Here is an 18,398-nt window from a genome sequence, read left to right as displayed (position 1 = left end):
GTCAGGCGCCCGTCGCCGCCAGCCGCTCGGTCACGAGTTCTCTCATCAGGGACGGCGTGGTCTGGGCCGTCAGCTCCTCCTCCACGTCCACGCCGAACCGGTCCTGGATGCGGGTGGCGATCTCCACCCTGGCCAGGGAGTCGAGGTCCAGCGCGTCGAAGGTGAGTTCCAGGGCCTCGTCCCCGGCCGCGGGGTCCAGGCCCACACAGAGCAGCAGTTCGCGTACGTTCTCATCGGTGAACGGCATCGTCATCGGCTCCTGTCGTCGGTCGGTGTCCTTCTTCGTCTCGCAGGGCGTCCACCAGCCAGATCCGGGCCGAGCCGACCGTCCGGGGATCCGCCATCACCGGGACGGGACGGCCCATCGCCCGGGCGAGGTCGGCCTGGTGGGTCACCGTGGCACGCCACCCGTACCGGGCCAGCCATGCGGTCGGGTCTTCGACGGCCGACCGCCAGGCGGCCCGGGTGGAGGCGAGCCTGCCCATCGCGGGCCGCATCTGCGGCAGTTCGGCGTACGCCTTGTTGACGTGCTCGACGGCGAGCCTGCTCCCGGGGGGCGACAGCTCGGAGACCCGGCCGACCACACGCCCCGCCTCGGCAGGCGTGAGGTACATCAGCACGCCCTCGATCAGCCAGGCGGTCGGCGCGTCCGGATCGAGGCCCGCGGACAGCAGCGCCGACGGCCAGTCCTCGCGCAGGTCGGCGGGGACGACCGCGCGATCGCAGGCGGGCCGGGCCCCCTGGTCGGCGAGCGCCTTCTCCTTGAAGGAGATCAGGTCCGGCAGGTCGACCTCGAACAGGCGGGTGCCTTCTGGCCATTTCAGCCGGAAGGCACGGGTGTCCAGGCCGGCGGCGAGCAGGGCCACCTGCCGCAGGCCCGCCTCCGCGGCCTCGCGCAGCCGGTCGTCGAAGAAGCGGGTGCGCAGGACGAAGTGCTCGGCCGCGTGCCGGCCCGCCTCGCTGATCCCGGTGATCCGCCCGGCCGCGTCGGCGAGCGGGCCCGCGAGCGGATCGTCGAAGAGCCGGTCGGGCCGCGCGCTCTCCGCCTCCCGCGCCTGGGTGATCACCACCGCGGTGCGGCTCACGCCCGTGGGCGGCCCGGGCTTCCCCGCGAGTCTGGTCACGTCTCACTCCCCTCCGCCGTGAGGTCCCCGTCGCCGGCGGACCTCCCGGCTCCGATGGCGTCCGCGTCTCCGGTGAAGTCGACGGCCATGGTGAGCCGGTACGTCTCGCGGTACACCAGCCGGTCGAACGTCAGGCGCATGAACGCGTCGCGTGCCGCGCAGGCGATCGGGTGCCGCCAGCGGGTGAGCTCGCCGTTGGCCCGCGACCGCCGGACCATCCGGGTGGTGCGTTCCACCCTGCGGGCCTCGTAGGCGGCGAGTGCCGCCGGAACGTCGCCGCCCGCGAGCTCCTCGCCCAGGACGAGCGCGTCCTCGATCGCCTGTCCGGCCCCCTGGCCGAGGTTGAACGTCATCGGATGAGCCGCGTCCCCCAGCAGCGTCACCCGGCCGTGGCTCCAGCGCCGCAGCGGAGGACGGTCGAAGACGTGCACCGGGGTGACGTCGTCGGCCCCGGTGGCGGCGATCAGGCCGGGAATCGGGTCGGGCCAGCCGTCGAACTCCGCGGCCAGCAGGCCGAGAGGGCTCTCGCCGAGCCGCGGCGCGACCCGGTCGCCCAGCACCCCGTCCCAGTAGACGTGGTCGTCGGAGAGCCGGTAGCAGACGAACCACCGGCCTCGGCCCCACGTGCTGAGGAAGGTGTGCTCGGGCATCCCGGAGCCGGGCAGCCTGATCACCCCCTGGAAGGCGGTGAACCCGGCGTATCGGGGCGGAGGGTCGCCGGGGAGCAGTGCGGCGCGTACGGCCGAGCGCAGCCCGTCCGCGCCGACGAGCAGGTCCGCCCGCTCCTCGCGGCCCTCGCCGAACCGGACGACGACGCCGTCCCCGGTCGCGGTGAAACCGGTGAACCGGAAGCCGGTCACGAGGTCGTCCCCCACCCGGTCGGCGAGGAGCGCGTGCAGGTGGGGGCGGCCGACGCCGTAGACGGGGGCGCCGAGACGCCCCGCCATGCGCGCCATCGACCACTCCGCGATCCTTCTGCCACGCGCGTCCAGAAAGCGATGCCGGTGAAGCTCGTGACCGATCTTCTCGACCTCGGGCCCCACACCGAGCGCGCGCAGTGCCAGTACGGCGTTGTGCCAGAGCACCAGGCCGTGTCCCGCCCGCGCGGCACGCGGTTCGGTGACGCGTTCGTACACGGTGACCTCGGCTCCCGCGGCCCGCAGCGCCAGCGCCGCGCTCAGCCCGCCGATGCCGCCCCCGACGACGGCCACCCTCACGACGGCTCCCGCGCGACGGCGGCGGCCACGACGGCCTTCGCCTTCCCCGCGGACGGCACGGCCGCCTCCTCAGGGAGTGACACGACCACCGCCGTCCCCCCGGCGGGCGGCGCTCCTCCGGGGACGGCATGGCCGTCCTCCGTCCCCTCCGGGAGCGGTACGGCCGCCGCCGTCCCCTCGGGAAGCGGTACGGCCGCCGTCCCCTCGGGGGACGTTAAGGCCGCCCCCGTCTCCTCGCGGATCAGAAAGCGCAGGGAACGGGCCTCGGTCATGCACTCGCGCATGGGCCCGACGAGTTCGCGGTGTTCCTCGGTCGCCTCCCAGGTGAGGAAGTCGGCCAGTTCGCGCCACTCACTGGTGATGAGCCACTGCTCGGGGTCGGTGGCCGACTGGCAGACCTGGTCCCTCAGGTGGCCGGGGACACCTGCGGACACCTGGTAGCGGATCTTCTCGTAGGCGGCCAGGAAGTCCTCTCGCCGCTCGTCGGGCACCCTGATCAGGAAGACGATCCTGGCCCTCATCGGGGACCTCCCGCACCGGGCGGCGGTCCGCCCAGCTCGGAGGTGAACTCGAACCGGCCCAGCACCGGGACGCAGCTGCCGTACAGGCCGTCCGACTCCTCGCAGGTGAGGAACCCCACGACCCTGGCGACCAGCTCGGGGGTGACGGTGTGGTCGAAGTTCATCCCGGGCCGTTCCCGGCGCTTGTCCGGTGTGTCCGCCACGGTCATGACGACCGTGTTGGCATGGATGCCGCTCCGCTTCACCTCGTGCGCGATGGAACGGACCCAGGCGACCAGGGCAGCCTTCGCGGCGGTGTAGGCCGACAGCGCGGGCAGCGGCTCACCGGCGAGCGGGGTGCTGAAGTAGACCAGCCGCGCCCCCTCGCCCAGGTACGGCAGGACCGCCTGAGTGGCGATCACCGCCGACAGGAAGTTGTCGCGCAGCATCCGCTCGTAGACCCCGATGTCCGTCAGGAAGAGCGGTCCCGCCCGGAAGCCGCCGACCAGGTGGACCAGCCCGTCGAGGCGGCCGAAACGCCTGATCGCCTCCTCGGCGGCGAGACGGGCGCCTTCGGGATCGAAGACGTCCGTGGCCAGCGTCTCGATCCGTCCGACGACCCCGTGCCGTCGCCGCAGCCCGTCGAGGCGGTCCTTGTCGCGGCCGGTGAGCAGCAGCCGGTCGCCCCGGCCGCCGAGCAGCTCGATCACGGACTCGGCGAGCTGCCCGGTCGCCCCGGTGATCAGGAAGGCCGGGGCGCTCATCGAACCGGCTCCACTCGAACCGGCTCCCCTCGAACCGGATCAGCTCGGAAGGGCTCAGCTCGGAAGGGCTCAGCCGGCTCAGCTCTGCCCGATTCCCCTCGTACCGCCTCAACCTGGACGGCCTCTGCCTGTACGGGCTCTGCCTGGACAGGCTCGCTCCTGGCCGGCCCGGCGACGCGGGTGGTCACGTGGTCCATGAGCGCCGACGCGAAGAAGGCGCGCACTCCCTCCGGGTCACTCATGTCGCGCGGGACCGCGAGGTAGGCGTCCAGCTCGCGTTCCAGTCGCTGAATGCCCGGCTGCCTGGACAGGTGGGCCATCACACTCGGCAGATCGCCGTCGATCTCGATGACACGGACGACCGTGGTGCCGTGCATGAAGATCGACGTACTGAGCAGACGCGTCCCGTCGGAGGTCTCCCAATCCGGGGGAGCGTACTCCGACAGGAGTTTCCGCACCGCCGCCTCCGTGCCGGGCCTGATCTGGAAAGTGATCGCGTAGCGCCGCATCGGTCTCCCTTGGCCGGTGGCAGCCGTCCGCCGCCTTCTGGAACCAGCCTGTTCGCGGCGGGCCCGGCTGTCTTCCACCGCGTGACCGAACCCGTCGTTCCCCCCTCGGTGGGGTCCTCTCCGCCATGGGTGGGAGCAGGCGTCCCCTCACCGCGGTGTTTTCCGGCCTCCGGTGCGGGAGCCCGCCGCCCCCTGCCCCGCGGAACACCCCGGAGCACGGGCACCCTGGCCACGGAATCGGGGACACGGGGCCGAAGGCACAGGGCAGGCGCACGGGAGCATGAAGGCGCGGGAGACCGGGAGGGCCAGGGCATCGACAGAGGTCGGAGCGAGGAGACGGAGACACCGAGGTCCAGGACACGGGCGTGGGGATCGAGGGGTGAGGGGCGCGGAGGCGAGAGGCGCGGAGGCGATGGTGCCATTGCGCCCAGCACTTAAACCGCCTCGCCTTTTAATTCAAAACATCATCACCACAATGCCTCGTTGTCACGATTCACGCCACTTTACCCGCATATCAAGTCACCGCACATAATGCGATTCGGTCCGCGCACCTTAAGAACCTCCGAGACCTCTCTGTGAGAACCCATAGATCGCTTGAATGCGGAGCCCGTCGCCGGTATCCGCCGACAGGAGCGCCTCGAATTCCCCGACGACCGCCCGAGAACATTTCCAGACGCGCGATCGGCGTTTCACTTACCCGGAGAACAGAATCTTAACGAAGCCTGTGACGGCCCATATAATTTGCTTGATATAGCTCCCTTTTCTGACTACGCTCACCTTTCATGGGGGAACGACGGGGCAAAACAACCCAGAAATGCAAGCACCTCTCACATCCACTGATCAGCCGATCCCAGCGGAGATCTCAACGGACCCCAACGGGGTGGGTCCGGTGAGCGACTTCTTCGGCTATCTCCTCTCCGAGCTGAGCTGGACCGACCTGTTGTGCTCCACGGCGGCCGTGATCCTGGCCACCGTGTCGGCGACGACCGATCCTCGCCAGGCCCGGATCACACCGACCCAGACCACCTCGGCCCAGACCATCCCGACCGGGAGCGAGACCGGCGCGATGCTCCGCGAGCGGCGCTGGATCGCCCGCAACCTGCACGACGGCGTGGGTCACGGCCTGACCGTCATCGCGCTCCAGGCCAGACGGCTGTCCGGCTCGTCGACGACGGGACACCAGGTGGCCCGGATCATCGAGGAGACGGCCCAGGCGACCCTGGAGGACCTGCGGGAAACACTGGCCGCCCTGCGGCACGAGCCGTCTCTCCCACGGGGGAGGCTCGACCTGGCGCCCTGGAAGGACCCGCTGGGAGATCCCGCATGGGAGCGGCCTCCGCGTGGTCCGTCTCGAAGAGAGCCGCCACTCCGCCTCTCCCGGAGGAAACCGTCGCGTGGCCTCCCCCTGGAGGAGCCTTCAGGCGGGCTCATCCGGCAGGAGCCTCGACGCGGTGACGACGGGGTGCCGCTCTCGACCAGGCTGACCGAGCTCGCCGGGCGCTTTCCTCTCCCCGACCTGGCCGTACGGCTGCGCAACATCGCCGACGAGCGCCACGTGCCACCCGAGGTCGCCAAGACCGCGTTCCGCGTCGCCCAGGAGGCACTGACGAACGCGCTCAAGCACAACGCCGGCCCGGTCCACCTGGACGTCTGCTTCGGTGACGAGCTGAGCGTCTCGGTGGTCAACGAGACACGCCCCGGTGTGATGACCGTGGCCGCTCCCGTGCCCTTTCCCGGCAGGCGGGTTCCCGGCGAACGGGGCGGCACAGGACTGTCCGGCCTGTCCGAGCGGGTCGCGGAGCAGGGGGGCCACCTGGAGTCGGGGCCACTGCCCGGGGGCGGGTTCGCCACCCGGGCCGTCATCCCCGTCACCTCCGCCGTCTCCAGAGAGGACGAGCCATGCGGAAGATCCGCGTCCTGATCGCCGACGACCAGCCGCTGATCCGCAGCGGCCTGCACGCCGTCTTCGACGGGGTGCCCGACATCGTCGTGGTCGGAGAGGCACCGCACGGGCTACAGGCGGTGCAGTCGGTCAAGTCACTCCGCCCGGACGTGGTGCTGATGGACATCAACATGCCGCGCATGGACGGCATCACCGCCACCAGGGAGATCTGCAAGCTGGGTGCCGCCTACCCCGCGAAGGTCGTGATCCTCACCATCTACGACCAGGACGAGCACGTCTTCGAGGCGCTGCGCAGCGGGGCCAGCGGCTTCATCCTCAAGCACACACCCACCGACCGGCTGGTGGAGGCCGTGCGCGAGGTCGCCGAGGGCGACGCCCTGCTCTCGCCCTCGGTGACGCGAAAGCTCATCGACGAGTTCGCCAGGCGCCCGGTGCTCTCGGCCGCGCCGACCGCCGTGCTCGACCAGCTCACCGAGCGGGAGCGGGAGGTGTTCCGCCTGCTCGTACGTGGCTACGGCAACGACGAGATCGCACGCGCGCTCGTGCTCGGCGACAGCACGATCAAGTCGCACGTCCAGCACCTCTACCAGAAGCTCGGGGTCCGCGACCGGGTCCAGATAGTGATCTTCGCGTACGAGAACGGCCTGGTGGCGGCCACCCCTCGGGGCTGACACGGCTCAGGCGCGCGAAGGCGGCCGTCTCCCCCACGGGGGGCGGCCCATTCGCGTCCGCCCGTACCGCGAGACCACCTTCCGCTCGATCCCGCAAAAGCACCAGAAACCCGAAAAGGCGCCAGGAAGAGGGCCGGAAGGAAGGTCCCGAAGGGGGCCCGGGAAAGAGGACGGCTCCCCTCGGGGAAGGAGGGGGTCCCCTCCCCGGAGGAGTCCCGGGTTCACGCCGGCGGCGGGCGACAGCGGCCCGGCCCGGTTCCTACGGTGGGACGGACCCGATCGACCGGACACCGAGGAGTTCCCGTGCCCGACCGGATTCTGATCGTCGCCCGCCTCACCCCCGGCGGCTCCGGCGAGGTCTCCCGCCTCTTCGGCGAGTCCGACGCCGGCGAGCTGCCCCGCGCGCTCGGGGTGACGCGCCGCGACCTGTTCCGCTACCGAGACCTCTACTTCCACCACGTCGAGTTCGGGGGATCCGCAGCCGAGGCGATGGCCACGGCCGGCGGACGCGAGGACTTCCTGCGGCTGAGCCGGGAGCTCGCCCCGCACGTCAGACCGTACGACCCGGACACCTGGCGCGGCCCCGCCGACGCGATGGCACAGCGGTTCTACCACTGGACCCCCCAGGAGCGTGCCCTGTGACGATCTCCCCCGCCGCACCGGCCACCGCCCCCGCCCCCGCCCTGTGGTCTCGCTGCCCCGGCTGCGCGTCCATCGTGTACGTCCCCCGCCTGGCCCGTACGCGGGGCGTCTGCCCCGAGTGCGACCACCACCACCGGCTGTGCGCCGACGAGCGGCTGCGCACACTGGTGGACGACGGTTCCTTCGTCGCCGCCCCCCGGGTGCGCGGTGGCGACCCGCTGGGATTCACCGACTCCCTGCCCTACGGCGAGCGCCTGGCGCGGGCACGCGAGCGCACCGGCCTGGACGACGCCGTCCTGCACGGCACCGCCACGATCGGCGGCCACCGCGTGGTCGTCGCCGTCATGGATTTCTCCTTCCTCGGCGGCAGCATGGGTTCGGCGGTCGGCGAGGCCGTCACCCGCTCCTGCGAGCGGGCGCTGAGCGAGCGCGTGCCGCTGGTCCTGGCCGTCGCCTCGGGAGGCGCCCGCATGCAGGAGGGCTGCCTGTCACTGATGCAGATGGGCAAGACCGCCCAGGCGATGCGACGACTGCGGCGGGCGGGCGTGCTCAGCGTCTGCGTGCTGACCGATCCCACCTTCGGCGGGGTGACCGCCTCCTTCGCCACTCTCGGGGACGTGCTGATCGCCGAGCGCGGTGCGCTCGTCGGCTTCGCGGGGCCGCGCGTCATCGCCTCCGCCACCCGCGAGAAGCTCCCGCCCGGGTTCCAGAGCGCCGAATACCTCGCCGAACGCGGCATGCTCGACCGGGTCGAGCCCCGCGAAGGGCTGCGTCCCCTGCTCGTCCGGCTGCTGTCCACGACCGGCCGCCCCGGAAACGAACAGACCGGGAACGCACCACACCGAGACGTGCGAAACGGGAACGGATCCGCGCAGGGGACGCCGCTCCCCGCCCGGTCCGCGGCGGTGATCCGCGATCCGGGCGAGCTGTCCGGCGCGCCGGCCGCCCGGGAGACCCTGCGGCTGGCCCGCGACACCCGGCGTCCGACCGCCCTCGACTACATCTGGCACCTGTGCTCGGACTTCGTGGAGCTTCACGGAGACCGCACGCACGGCGACGACCCGGCGATCGTCGGCGGCACCGGCCTGCTCGACGGGACACCCGTGATGATCATTGGTCATCAGAAGGGGCACGACACCGGGGAACTCGTCGCCAGAAACTTCGGTCTCGCCCATCCCGAGGGCTACCGCAAGGCACTGCGGCTGATGCGGCTCGCCGACCGGCTCGGCCTGCCGGTGGTGACGCTCGTCGACACCCAGGGCGCGGCCCCGGGCGTCGGAGCCGAGGATCGCGGGCAGTCCTGGGCGATCGCCGAGTGCCTCGCCGGCATGTCGGAGCTGTCCGTGCCGGTGGTCGCCACCGTGGTCGGCGAGGGAGGCAGCGGCGGGGCGCTGGCCCTCGCGCTGGCCAACCGGGTCCTGATGCTGCGCCACGCCGTCTACTCGGTGATCAGCCCGGAGAGCTGCTCGGCGATCCTGTACGGCGATCCCTCACACGCCACCGAGCTGGCCGGTTCCCTGCGGATCACCGCGCCCGAGTTGCTGCGGCTCGGTGTCGTGGACGGGGTCGTGCCGGAGCCCGCGGGCGGTGCCCAGGAGGATCCGCGAGCGGCGATGGACGCGCTCAGGTCGGCCGTACTGGAATCACTGCGCGAGCTGTCCGGGCTCGACGGCGACGAGCTGCGCAAGCACCGCCACGAGAGGTTCCGCGTGCTGGGGGTGGTCGAGGATGAGTGAGCGGGCCACCGGAAGGCAGGGCCGGGGAGAGGACACCCACGCGGTGGTCCGAGACACCGAGAGGCGGAGTGAGGGGGAGGAGACCCACGCGGCGATGCGGCTGCTGCGCGAGGAGGTCGCCAACCTCGTCAAGGCCGTCCCGGGACCGGTGGCCGGCATCTCCCTGCGCCTGGGCGAGTGCGCCCTTGAGGTGACCTGGGCCTTTCCCCAGGCCCCTCCCCCGGTCCTGCGGCCCGCCTCCCAGCCCGCCGCGCCGGTCCAGCAGCCCGCGGCCGTGACCACGGAGCAGGCGGCCGGGTCGCCCGAGCGGGAGGACCCCGCCTCGTACGCGGTGACCTCTCCCCTGGTGGGCACCTTCTACGTCGCCGCCGAGCCGGGAGCCCCGCCGTTCGTACGACCCGGCGACCGGGTGGACGCGGGACAGACGGTCGGCCTCGTCGAGGCGATGAAACTCATGAACCCGGTGGCCGCCGGCCAGGCGGGCGAGGTCGTCGAGGTGGTCGTGGGAAACGGCGAGCCTGTGGAGTACGGGCAGGTCCTGGTGCGGCTACGGACGGACGAGCCATGAGCTTCGGAAGGATACTCATCGCCAACCGGGGCGAGATCGCGCTGCGCGTGGCCAGGACCTGCCGCGAGATGGGCATCGAGACCGTCGCCGTGTACTCCACGGCCGACCGGGACGCCCGGTTCGTGGCCTACGCCGACAGAGCCGTCCACATCGGCCCGGCCCCGGCGCGGCGCAGCTACCTCTCGGTGCCCGCCGTCATCGAGGCGGCCCTGCAGACCGGGGCGGAGGCGATCCACCCCGGCTACGGTTTCCTGTCGGAGGACGCCGACTTCGCGAGGATCTGCGCGGACAGCGGGATCACCTTCATCGGTCCCCGTCCCGAGGTCATGGAGCGCGTCGGCGACAAGGCGCGGGCGCGCTCCCTGATGGCCGAGGCCGGGCTGCCCGTCCTGCCCGGCAGCGACGGCGCCGTCTCCTCCGCGGCCGAGGCCGAGCGGATCGGCTCCGAGATCGGCTATCCGGTCATCGTGAAGGCCGTCGCGGGCGGCGGCGGGCGGGGCATCGAGGTGGCGCGCGACCGGGCGGAGCTGCGTGACGTCTACCGGCGCACCACCGCGCTCGCCCGGCGGATGTTCGGTGACGGCGACGTCTACATCGAGCGGTTCGTGCCCGTGGCCCGCCACGTGGAGGTGCAGCTGCTGGGAGATTCCGCCGGGACCGTCGTGCACCTGGGGGAGCGCGACTGCTCGTTGCAGCGGCGCAACCAGAAGCTCGTCGAGGAGGCGCCCTCCCCCGCCCTGTCCGAGGAGGCGCGCGGGCGGCTCGGCGAGTACGCCGTGGCGGGAGCGCGGCACGTGGGCTACACCGGAGCGGGGACGATGGAGTTCCTGGTCGGCCCGACCGGCGAGGCGACCTTCATGGAGATCAACGCCCGTATCCAGGTCGAGCACCCGGTGACCGAGATGCTCACCGGCGTCGACCTGGTCAGGGAGCAGATCCGGGTGGCGGCGGGCGAGCTCCTGCCGTTCACCCAGGAGCAGATCCGCTTCACCGGCGCGGCCGTCGAGTGCCGGGTGAACGCCGAGGACCCGGGCGCGGGGTTCCGCCCCACTCCTGGCCGCCTGACGGTCTTTCGTCCGCCCGGCGGACCCGGGGTGCGGGTCGACTCCGGGTTCGCCCAGGGCGACACGATTCCCCCCGACTACGACTCGATGATCGCGAAACTGGTCGTCTGGGCGCCCACCAGAAAGGAGGCGATCGCCAGGGCGGACCGCGCGCTCGCCGAGTTCGCCGTGGAGGGACCGGGGGTGGCCACCACCATCCCGTTGCTGCGCGCCCTGCTCGCGCAACCGCGGTTCGCGGCGGGTGAGCACGGCACCGGATTCGTGGACACGTTCATGCGCGAAGAAGGGCACATGCTCTGGTCTGCGTAAACTTTCCTGAATGCCGACGTAAATCCTGGGTACTCGCCACCCCATGACCGATTCTCAGGGGATCATCGGAGCCCGCTACCGCCTGCTCGAACGCATCGGCCGAGGAGGCATGGGAACGGTCTGGCGAGCGCGGGACGAGGTCCTGGGCCGGGAGGTGGCGGTCAAGGAGGTCGTCCCCTCCCCCGACCTCACCGGTCCCGAGCGGGAGGTCTTCACCGTCCGGACCCTCAGGGAGGCCCGTACCGCCGGGCGGATCGGCGGCCACCCGGGGGTGGCGACGGTCTACGACGTGATCGAGGAGAACGGGCGCCCCTGGATCATCATGCAGCTCATCGACTCCCGCACGCTCGGAGCGGTGGTCAGGGAGGACGGGCCGCTGCCGCCGATGCGGGTGGCGCGGATCGGGCTGGAGGTGCTGGGCGCGCTGCTCGCCGCCCACCACGCCGGTGTCCTGCACCGCGACGTGAAGCCGGACAACGTGCTGATCGCCAGGGACGGACGGGCGGTGCTCACCGACTTCGGCATCGCCGTCCTGGAGGGCGACTCCTCGATCACCAGGACCGGCTCGCTCATCGGCACCCCGGCGTTCATCGCGCCGGAGCGGGCGAGCGGCGGGCCGGCCGAGTTCGCCTCCGACCTGTGGTCGCTCGGCGTGACGCTTTACGTGGCGGTCGAGGGACGCTCCCCCTTCGAGCGTGCCCACCCGCTCGCGACGCTCAGCGCCGTCATGCACCAGGAGCCGTCGCCGATGCGGTTCGCCGGGCCGCTCGCCCCGGTGATCTTCGGCCTGCTCCACAAGGATTCCGCGCGACGCATGTCGGCCCGCGATGTGCAGGTCCACCTCACCTCCCTGGTGAACGGCACCGCACCGGAACCGACCATGCCCATCGAACTGCCCATCGAACTGCCCACCGCACCGCCCACCGCACCGCCCGCCGGGGCCGCCACCGGACCGTCGACCGGATCTTCCTTGGCGGTTCCCCTGGTGGCCGCGGTCCCGGGTCCGGACGGCGCACCCACCGCTCCGGCCGAGGCCACACCGCCGCCGCCTCCCGTGCCCGCCGGATCCGGCCCGGAGCAGGGGCCGGGCTTCGTCCCCCGGAGGAGGCGACGCCCGGCGATGGCCGCCCTGGTCGCGGCGACGCTCGCCATCGCCGCGACCGCGGGAGGTGCGGCGTGGGTCGCCGTCAACTCCTCGCCCCCGATCCCCCGGGATCAGCCGACGTCGGCGAGCGTGGGGCCCGACGAGAAGAAGCCCTCGAACAAGCCCGAGCAGGCGAAGGTACCCGCGCGAGACAACGGTGGCGGGACCTCGGGTCGCCCCGCCCCGGAAAGGGCGAGGAACGACGACCCCGCGCCACGGGACAGGCCGTCGGGCGAACCGTCGGAGAAGCCGTCGCCCAAGCCGTCACAGGACCCTCAAAACAAGCCCGACAAACCCGACAAGCCTGAGGAGGACCCCGCCGGCCAGGGGCAGAACGAGGAGCAGGACCAGAGTGAGGGGACCGGCGAGGGCTCGGGGCAGGACACCGCGCCGGGCGAGGGGCAGCAGGGCGACTCACCCGACCAGGTCGACCCCAACGCCGGGACGGCCTCCGAGAGCAAGGTCGCGAACGCCGGAGTGATCAACGAGCCGGGCCAGGACACGGACACCGGAGGCGAGATCAGGAACGGCTGATCGGTGTGCGGCGCTAGGACTCGGCGGCGACGATCCTGAGAGCCTGGGCCAGATCTTCGGGGTAGGCGGTGCTGAAGGAGACCCACTCGCCGGTGGAAGGGTGCTCGAAGGCGAGGGAGACCGCGTGCAGCCACTGCCTGCTCACCCCCAGGCGCGCGGCCAGGGTGGGGTCGGCCCCGTACAGCATGTCGCCGACGCACGGGTGGCGCAGCGCCGACATGTGGACCCTGATCTGGTGGGTGCGGCCCGTCTCCAGCTTGATGTCCAGCAGCGACGCCGCGCGGAACGCCTCGATCGTGTCGTAGTGGGTGACCGAGTCCTTGCCCCCGGCCACCACCGCCCAGCGGCCGTCCCCGACGGGATGGCGGTCGATCGGCGCGTCCACCGTGCCTCGGTGCGGGTCGGGGTGGCCCTGGACCAGCGCGTGGTAGCGCTTGTCGACCGTACGCTCCTTGAAAGCCCTCTTCAGGTGGGAGTAGGCGTGCTCGCTCTTGGCGACGACCATCGCGCCGGTGGTGTTGGCGTCCAGCCGGTGCACGATGCCCTGGCGTTCGGCCGCGCCGCTGGTGGCCACCCGGTGGCCGGTGCCCAGCAGACCGCCGATCACGGTGGGACCGGTCCATCCGGTGGTCGGGTGGGCGGCCACGCCGATGGGCTTGTTGACGACGACGATGTCGTCGTCCTCGTACACGATGTGCATTCCGGGCACGGGCTCGGCCACCGGCATCGGCGTGGTGGGCGGCGGCGGAAGGGTGACCTCCAGCCACGCGCCGCCGTGGACCCGGTCGGACTTGATCGCGGTCGCGCCGTCCACCAGCACGTCACCGGCGACGATCAGCTCGGCCGCGCGGGTGCGGGAGAGGCCGAACAGGCGTGACAGGGCGGCGTCGAGGCGCTCGCCCTCCAGCCCGTCGGGGACGGGCAGGCTTCGCCGGTCAGCCATCGCTGTTCTCCTTCGTTTCCTTCGTGGTCTTCTCGGCTCCCATGTCGCGCGTGCCGTCGAGCTGGTAGCCCCGCCAGGCGAGAACGACCGCCAGGATGCCCCCGCAGACGATCGCCGAGTCGGCGACGTTCCAGACCGGGAAGTGGCCGGGGAAGGTCTCGATGAAGTCGACCACGTGCCCCTGGAAGGGCGAGGGCCTGCCGGGCCCGAAGCCCGAGGGCCAGCGGAAGATCCGGTCGGTGAGGTTGCCGAGTGCCCCGCCGAGCAGCAGGCTCAGCGTGATCGCCCAGGGCAGGCTGCGCAGGTTGCGCGCGGTGCGCAGGATCGCCACCACGACGGCGGTCGCGACACAGGTGAAGATGATCGTCATCCCGGTGCCGAGACTGAAGGCGGCCCCCGAGTTGAAGATCACCCGGAACTGGAGGAGATCCGGGACGACCACGAGCGGTTCCCTGCCCTCCAGGGTCCGAAGCACGAGGGTCTTCGTGGCCAGGTCGAGGGCGTAGATGACGGGGACGATCGTCGCGAGTACGGCGATCCGCCGCCTCGGGAGCGGGGCGGCGGAAACCGCCCCGTCCTCGCTGTCACCGGTCAGCGGCGCTCCTCCCGCTGCTTGCAGGCCACGCACAGCGTCGCCCTCGGAAACGCCTGAAGGCGCTCCTTTCCGATCGGCTGATGGCACGATTCGCACACTCCGTAGGTCCCCGCGTCGATCCGGGCGATCGCTCGCTCGTTCTGCGCGACCAGGTCGCGCGAGTTCAGGGTAAGGGCGATTTCGCGCTCGCGTTCATACGTCCGGGCTCCGGCGTCGGCCTGATCGTCGCCCGCGCCGTCGGTGACGTCGCTCGACGCGATCTCCGTCTCGGCCTTGGCGATCTCCTCGGTGAGCTCTCGGATCTCCGTGGCCAGTTGCTCACGGACCACCTTGAGTTCCTCGGCCGACCAGGTGACGACGGCGCCGTCCTGGGACGGCGCCACCGCGCTGTTGTGTGCGCGCACGGTCGCGGCCATGGCGGCCTCCTTGCTCGATGACCGTTTCCAATGTGGTAAGCGGTGCGGGCAGCTTAGGTCTTCTATAACAGAACGGCAAACGACCCGCCGCATTGTTTACCACTCCCGTAGCATCCGGTCGCTTCCCCCTGATTCCGCTCAGCCTGCCTCGATAACGGGAAGCTTCCAGGGGGGCGGGTGCGTTATCGTGTGAGCCTGCAAGGCGTTGATGGGGACAGCAACCTCCGCATCCCCTCGCACGAGCGACCCGGGGACGGTGCGAGCCCGGGGCGAGGCGCGAAGGCACGATCACCCCGGAGCCGCCGGAAGAACGGCCGCGACGTCCCGGAGAAGATCCGCGGCGGCCCAGTAGACCCGGCAGCAGACCGAAGGAAGAGGGCCTCGCACGCGAGGTCAAGGAGGGTGGTACCGCGGGGCCCGACGGCCTCGTCCCTCCACGCCACAGCCGGTTCCAGCGTGGAGGTCCAGCCCATCATGTCCGCCTATTTCCGCTCTCTTCCCGCGCAGGTCGATCTTCCCGCGCTTGAGCACGAGGTGCTCGACCGCTGGCGGGACGGCAAGATCTTCGAGCGCTCGGTCGAGCAGAACGCCGGCGGTCCCAACTGGGTCTTCTACGAGGGTCCGCCCACCGCCAACGGCATGCCCGGCGTCCACCACGTCGAGGCGCGTGTCTTCAAGGACGTCTTCCCCCGCTACAAGTCGATGCGTGGCTACAACGTCCCCCGCAAGGCGGGCTGGGACTGCCACGGACTGCCTGTCGAGGTCGCCGTCGAGAAGTCCCTCGGCCTCTCCGGCAAGAAGGAGATCGAGGCGTACGGCATCGCCGAGTTCAACGACAGGTGCCGCGAGTCCGTGCTGAAGCACGTGGACGCCTTCGAGGAAATGACCGAGCGGATGGGCTACTGGATCGACCTGTCCCAGGCGTACCGCACGATGGACCCCGCCTACGTGGAGTCCGTCTGGTGGTCGCTCAAGGTCATCTTCGACAAGGACCTCCTCACCCGCGACTTCCGCATCACCCCGTACTGCCCCCGCTGCGGCACCGGCCTGTCCGACCACGAGCTGGGCCAGCCGGGCGGCTACGAGACCGTGAACAGCCCGTCGGTCTACGTCCGCATGCCCGCGACCTCGGGGCCGCTCGCCGACCTCGGCGCCTCGCTGCTGATCTGGACCACCACGCCGTGGACCCTGGTCTCCAACACCGCCGTGGCCGTGCACCCGGACGTGACCTACGTCGCGGCCCGTCCCGCCGGATCCGACGAGGTCCTCGTCGTGGCCGAGCCGCTGCTCGCCGCCGCGCTGGGCGAGGGCGCCGAGGTCCTCGCCTCCTTCCAGGGGGCCGACCTGGAGCACACCACCTACACGCGCCCCTTCGAGCTGGTCGACATCCCCGGTGCGCACTACGTGGTGCTCGGCTACTACGTCACCACCGACAACGGCACCGGCCTGGTCCACCAGGCGCCCGCCTTCGGCGCCGACGACATGACGACCTGCAAGCGCTACGGGCTGCCCGTGGTCAACCCGATCGGCCCCGACGGCCGCTTCCTCGACAACGTTCCCCAGGTCGGCGGCACGTTCTTCAAGGACGCCGACGAAGGGCTCACCGCCGACCTGCGGACGCGCGGCCTGCTCTACCGGGGCGGCCACTTCGAGCACAGCTACCCGCACTGCTGGCGCTGCCACACCGCGCTGCTCTACTACGCCCTCCCCGCCTGGTACATCCGCACCACCTCGATCAAGGACCAGCTCCTCGCCGAGAACGAGAAGACCAACTGGTACCCCGAGACGATCAAGTGGGGCCGGTTCGGCGAGTGGCTGCGCAACAACGTCGACTGGTCGCTGTCGCGCTCACGCTACTGGGGCACCCCGCTGCCCCTGTGGGTCTGCACCACCGACGACTCGCACGTCACCTGCGTCGGCTCGCTGGACGAGCTGGGCCGCCTGTCCGGTCAGGACGTCTCCGCGCTCGACCCGCACCGCCCCTACGTGGACGACGTCACCCTGCCCTGCCCCACCTGCGGCGACGAGGCGCGCCGGGTGCCCGACGTGATCGACGCCTGGTACGACTCGGGCTCGATGCCGTTCGCCCAGTGGGGCGCCCCGTACCAGAACGAGGAGATGCTCGCCAAGGCGTATCCCGCGCAGTTCATCTGCGAGGCCACCGACCAGACCCGCGGCTGGTTCTACTCGCTGATGGCGGTGGGCACGCTCGTCTTCGGCAGGTCCTCGTACGAGAACGTGCTCTGCCTCGGCCTGATCCTCGCCGAGGACGGCCGCAAGATGAGCAAGCACCTGGGCAACGTCCTGCAGCCGATGCCGCTGATGGACCAGCACGGCGCCGACGCGCTGCGCTGGTACATGGCCTGCTCCGGCTCGCCGTGGGCGGCCCGCAGGGTGGGGCACGGCGCCCTTGAGGAGATCGTCCGCAAGGTCCTGCTCACCTACTGGAACACCACGTCGTTCTTCACCCTGTACGCGAACGCGGAGTCCTGGTCGCCGTCCCAGCTGTCGGCGGCGCCCGCGTACCACGAGCGCCCGCTGATCGACCGCTGGGCCCTCGCCGAGCTGCACAGGACCGTGGACGAGGTCACCGCGTCGATGGACGTCTTCGACACCGCCCGCGTCGGGCGGCGCCTCGCCGAGTTCCTCGACGACCTGTCCAACTGGTACGTACGGCGTTCCCGGCGCCGCTTCTGGAGCGGTGACCCCGCGGCGTTCGCCACGCTGTACGAGTGCCTGGAGACGGTCACCCGGCTGATGGCGCCGGTGGTGCCGTTCACCACCGACTACGTGTGGGACGTGCTCCGCGACGCCGACGCCGACGCCCCCTCCTCGGTCCACCTCGCCTCCTGGCCCGAGGTCAACGGCGAACTGCTGGACCCGGAGCTGTCCGAGCGGATGGCGCTGGTCCGTCGCCTGGTGGAGCTGGGCCGCTCGGCCCGCGCCTCCAGCGGGGTCAAGACCCGCCAGCCGCTCGGCCGGGCCCTGGTCGGCGCCCCCGGCTGGGCCACGCTCCCCCCGGAACTGCGCGAGCTGATCACCGACGAGCTCAACGTGAAGGACCTGGAGGACCTGTCCGGGATCGGAGCGGACCTGGTGTCCTTCACGGTCAAGCCCAACTTCAGGGCGCTGGGCAAGCGGTTCGGCTCGCGGACCAAGCTGGTCGCCTCGGCCGTCACCGCCGCGGATCCCGCCGAGCTCGCCCGCGCGCTCCGTACCGGTTCACCGGTCCCGGTGGAGGCGGGAGAGCTGGGCACCGTGGAGCTCGGCGCCGACGACGTGATCGTCACCGAGCAGCCGAGGTCGGGCTGGGCGGTGGAGGCCGGGGCCGGTGAGACGGTCGCCCTCGACCTGACCATCACCGACGAGCTGCGCCGCGCGGGCCTGATCCGCGACGTCATCCGCCTGCTCCAGGACACCCGCAAGTCCACCGGCCTGTCGATCGCCGACCGGATCGACGTGTGGTGGTCCACCGGCGACGCCGACCTGGCCGAAGCCCTGCGAACCCAGGGACAGGCGGTGGCCGACGAGGTCCTCGCCGTCTCCCTCACCGAGGGCGGCGCCGACGACCTCCCCGTCCACGGCGACGCGGAGCTGGGCCTGACCTTCCAGCTCCGCCGCGCGACGACGACGGTCTGACCGCTGACCGGTCCGGCCGGTCCGATCGGCTCAACCGGTCGGACCGGCCCGGGAAGGTCGGCGAGACCGGACGCGGCCGGGGTTTCCTGGATGTCCTCCAGGAAACCCCGGCCGTCATGG

At 71.4% G+C, this 18,398-nt stretch carries 17 protein-coding genes; 8 read left to right on the top strand and 9 right to left on the bottom strand.

The window, feature by feature from the left end; translation table 11 throughout:
- Position 1: 1 nt before the first annotated feature.
- From AB0B90_RS11965 to AB0B90_RS11940, 6 genes are read right to left on the bottom strand one after another with little or no spacing between them, the layout of a single operon-like run.
- Positions 2-247, bottom strand: a complete 246-nt coding sequence (locus AB0B90_RS11965) for an acyl carrier protein (protein WP_350948126.1) — start codon at positions 245-247, stop codon at positions 2-4.
- Positions 231-1,124: an SAM-dependent methyltransferase gene (locus AB0B90_RS11960; RefSeq protein ID WP_362922364.1), complete on the bottom strand. Its 894-nt coding sequence runs from the start codon at positions 1,122-1,124 to the stop codon at positions 231-233. Before AB0B90_RS11960 ends, AB0B90_RS11965 begins: the two co-directional genes overlap by 17 nt.
- The gene (locus AB0B90_RS11955) at positions 1,121-2,341 is read right to left on the bottom strand and encodes an FAD-dependent monooxygenase (protein ID WP_362922362.1); all 1,221 of its coding nucleotides are present in this window, start codon (positions 2,339-2,341) and stop codon (positions 1,121-1,123) included. Before AB0B90_RS11955 ends, AB0B90_RS11960 begins: the two co-directional genes overlap by 4 nt.
- The gene (locus tag AB0B90_RS11950; RefSeq protein ID WP_362922360.1) at positions 2,338-2,862 is read right to left on the bottom strand and encodes an antibiotic biosynthesis monooxygenase; all 525 of its coding nucleotides are present in this window, start codon (positions 2,860-2,862) and stop codon (positions 2,338-2,340) included. Before AB0B90_RS11950 ends, AB0B90_RS11955 begins: the two co-directional genes overlap by 4 nt.
- Complete coding sequence (locus AB0B90_RS11945) at positions 2,859-3,605, bottom strand: SDR family oxidoreductase (RefSeq protein WP_362922358.1); 747 nt, start codon at positions 3,603-3,605, stop codon at positions 2,859-2,861. Before AB0B90_RS11945 ends, AB0B90_RS11950 begins: the two co-directional genes overlap by 4 nt.
- On the bottom strand, positions 3,602-4,114 hold the full coding sequence (locus tag AB0B90_RS11940; protein WP_362922356.1) for a SchA/CurD-like domain-containing protein: 513 nt from the start codon (positions 4,112-4,114) through the stop codon (positions 3,602-3,604). Before AB0B90_RS11940 ends, AB0B90_RS11945 begins: the two co-directional genes overlap by 4 nt.
- An 889-nt stretch (positions 4,115-5,003) precedes the next feature.
- On the opposite strand from AB0B90_RS11940, the gene AB0B90_RS11935 reads away from it, so the two are divergent.
- From AB0B90_RS11935 to AB0B90_RS11905, 7 genes are all read left to right on the top strand, one after another.
- On the top strand, positions 5,004-6,035 hold the full coding sequence (locus tag AB0B90_RS11935) for a histidine kinase (protein WP_362922354.1): 1,032 nt from the start codon (positions 5,004-5,006) through the stop codon (positions 6,033-6,035).
- Entirely contained in the window at positions 6,014-6,688 is a 675-nt protein-coding gene (locus AB0B90_RS11930; RefSeq protein ID WP_350948119.1) for a response regulator transcription factor, read from the top strand. Before AB0B90_RS11935 ends, AB0B90_RS11930 begins: the two co-directional genes overlap by 22 nt.
- A 303-nt stretch (positions 6,689-6,991) precedes the next feature.
- The gene (locus tag AB0B90_RS11925) at positions 6,992-7,330 is read left to right on the top strand and encodes a TcmI family type II polyketide cyclase (protein ID WP_362922352.1); all 339 of its coding nucleotides are present in this window, start codon (positions 6,992-6,994) and stop codon (positions 7,328-7,330) included.
- On the top strand, positions 7,327-9,066 hold the full coding sequence (locus AB0B90_RS11920) for an acetyl-CoA carboxylase carboxyltransferase subunit alpha (RefSeq protein ID WP_362922350.1): 1,740 nt from the start codon (positions 7,327-7,329) through the stop codon (positions 9,064-9,066). The genes AB0B90_RS11925 and AB0B90_RS11920 overlap by 4 nt, the downstream gene beginning before the upstream one ends.
- Positions 9,059-9,634, top strand: a complete 576-nt coding sequence (accB, locus tag AB0B90_RS11915; RefSeq protein WP_362922348.1) for an acetyl-CoA carboxylase biotin carboxyl carrier protein — start codon at positions 9,059-9,061, stop codon at positions 9,632-9,634. The genes AB0B90_RS11920 and accB overlap by 8 nt, the downstream gene beginning before the upstream one ends.
- Positions 9,631-11,007, top strand: a complete 1,377-nt coding sequence (locus AB0B90_RS11910; protein WP_362922346.1) for an acetyl-CoA carboxylase biotin carboxylase subunit — start codon at positions 9,631-9,633, stop codon at positions 11,005-11,007. Before accB ends, AB0B90_RS11910 begins: the two co-directional genes overlap by 4 nt.
- A 43-nt stretch (positions 11,008-11,050) precedes the next feature.
- Entirely contained in the window at positions 11,051-12,685 is a 1,635-nt protein-coding gene (locus AB0B90_RS11905) for a protein kinase (protein ID WP_362922344.1), read from the top strand.
- A 13-nt stretch (positions 12,686-12,698) separates the two neighbouring features.
- On the opposite strand, the gene AB0B90_RS11900 is transcribed toward AB0B90_RS11905, so the two are convergent.
- Genes AB0B90_RS11900 through AB0B90_RS11890 form a run of 3 tightly spaced genes read right to left on the bottom strand, consistent with a single transcriptional unit; the run spans position 12,699 to position 14,639 of the window.
- The gene (locus AB0B90_RS11900) at positions 12,699-13,628 is read right to left on the bottom strand and encodes an RluA family pseudouridine synthase (RefSeq protein ID WP_350948113.1); all 930 of its coding nucleotides are present in this window, start codon (positions 13,626-13,628) and stop codon (positions 12,699-12,701) included.
- The gene (locus tag AB0B90_RS11895) at positions 13,621-14,256 is read right to left on the bottom strand and encodes a signal peptidase II (RefSeq protein WP_350948112.1); all 636 of its coding nucleotides are present in this window, start codon (positions 14,254-14,256) and stop codon (positions 13,621-13,623) included. The genes AB0B90_RS11900 and AB0B90_RS11895 overlap by 8 nt, the downstream gene beginning before the upstream one ends.
- Positions 14,220-14,639: a TraR/DksA C4-type zinc finger protein gene (locus AB0B90_RS11890; protein ID WP_350948111.1), complete on the bottom strand. Its 420-nt coding sequence runs from the start codon at positions 14,637-14,639 to the stop codon at positions 14,220-14,222. Before AB0B90_RS11890 ends, AB0B90_RS11895 begins: the two co-directional genes overlap by 37 nt.
- Before the next feature lie 474 nt (positions 14,640-15,113).
- Here AB0B90_RS11890 and ileS point away from each other — a divergent pair, with 474 nt between their 5' ends.
- Positions 15,114-18,278 carry an isoleucine--tRNA ligase gene (ileS, locus tag AB0B90_RS11885; protein WP_362922339.1) on the top strand — a complete coding sequence of 1,055 codons (3,165 nt, stop codon included), beginning with the start codon at positions 15,114-15,116 and terminating at the stop codon, positions 18,276-18,278.
- The last annotated feature ends 120 nt before the right edge of the window (positions 18,279-18,398 follow it).

Origin of the sequence: Streptosporangium sp. NPDC049078 (genome assembly GCF_040648855.1) — a bacterium.
In the GTDB taxonomy this organism is placed as follows: Bacteria; Actinomycetota; Actinomycetes; order Streptosporangiales; family Streptosporangiaceae; genus Streptosporangium.
This window is presented reverse-complemented; position numbering and strand designations above follow the sequence as displayed.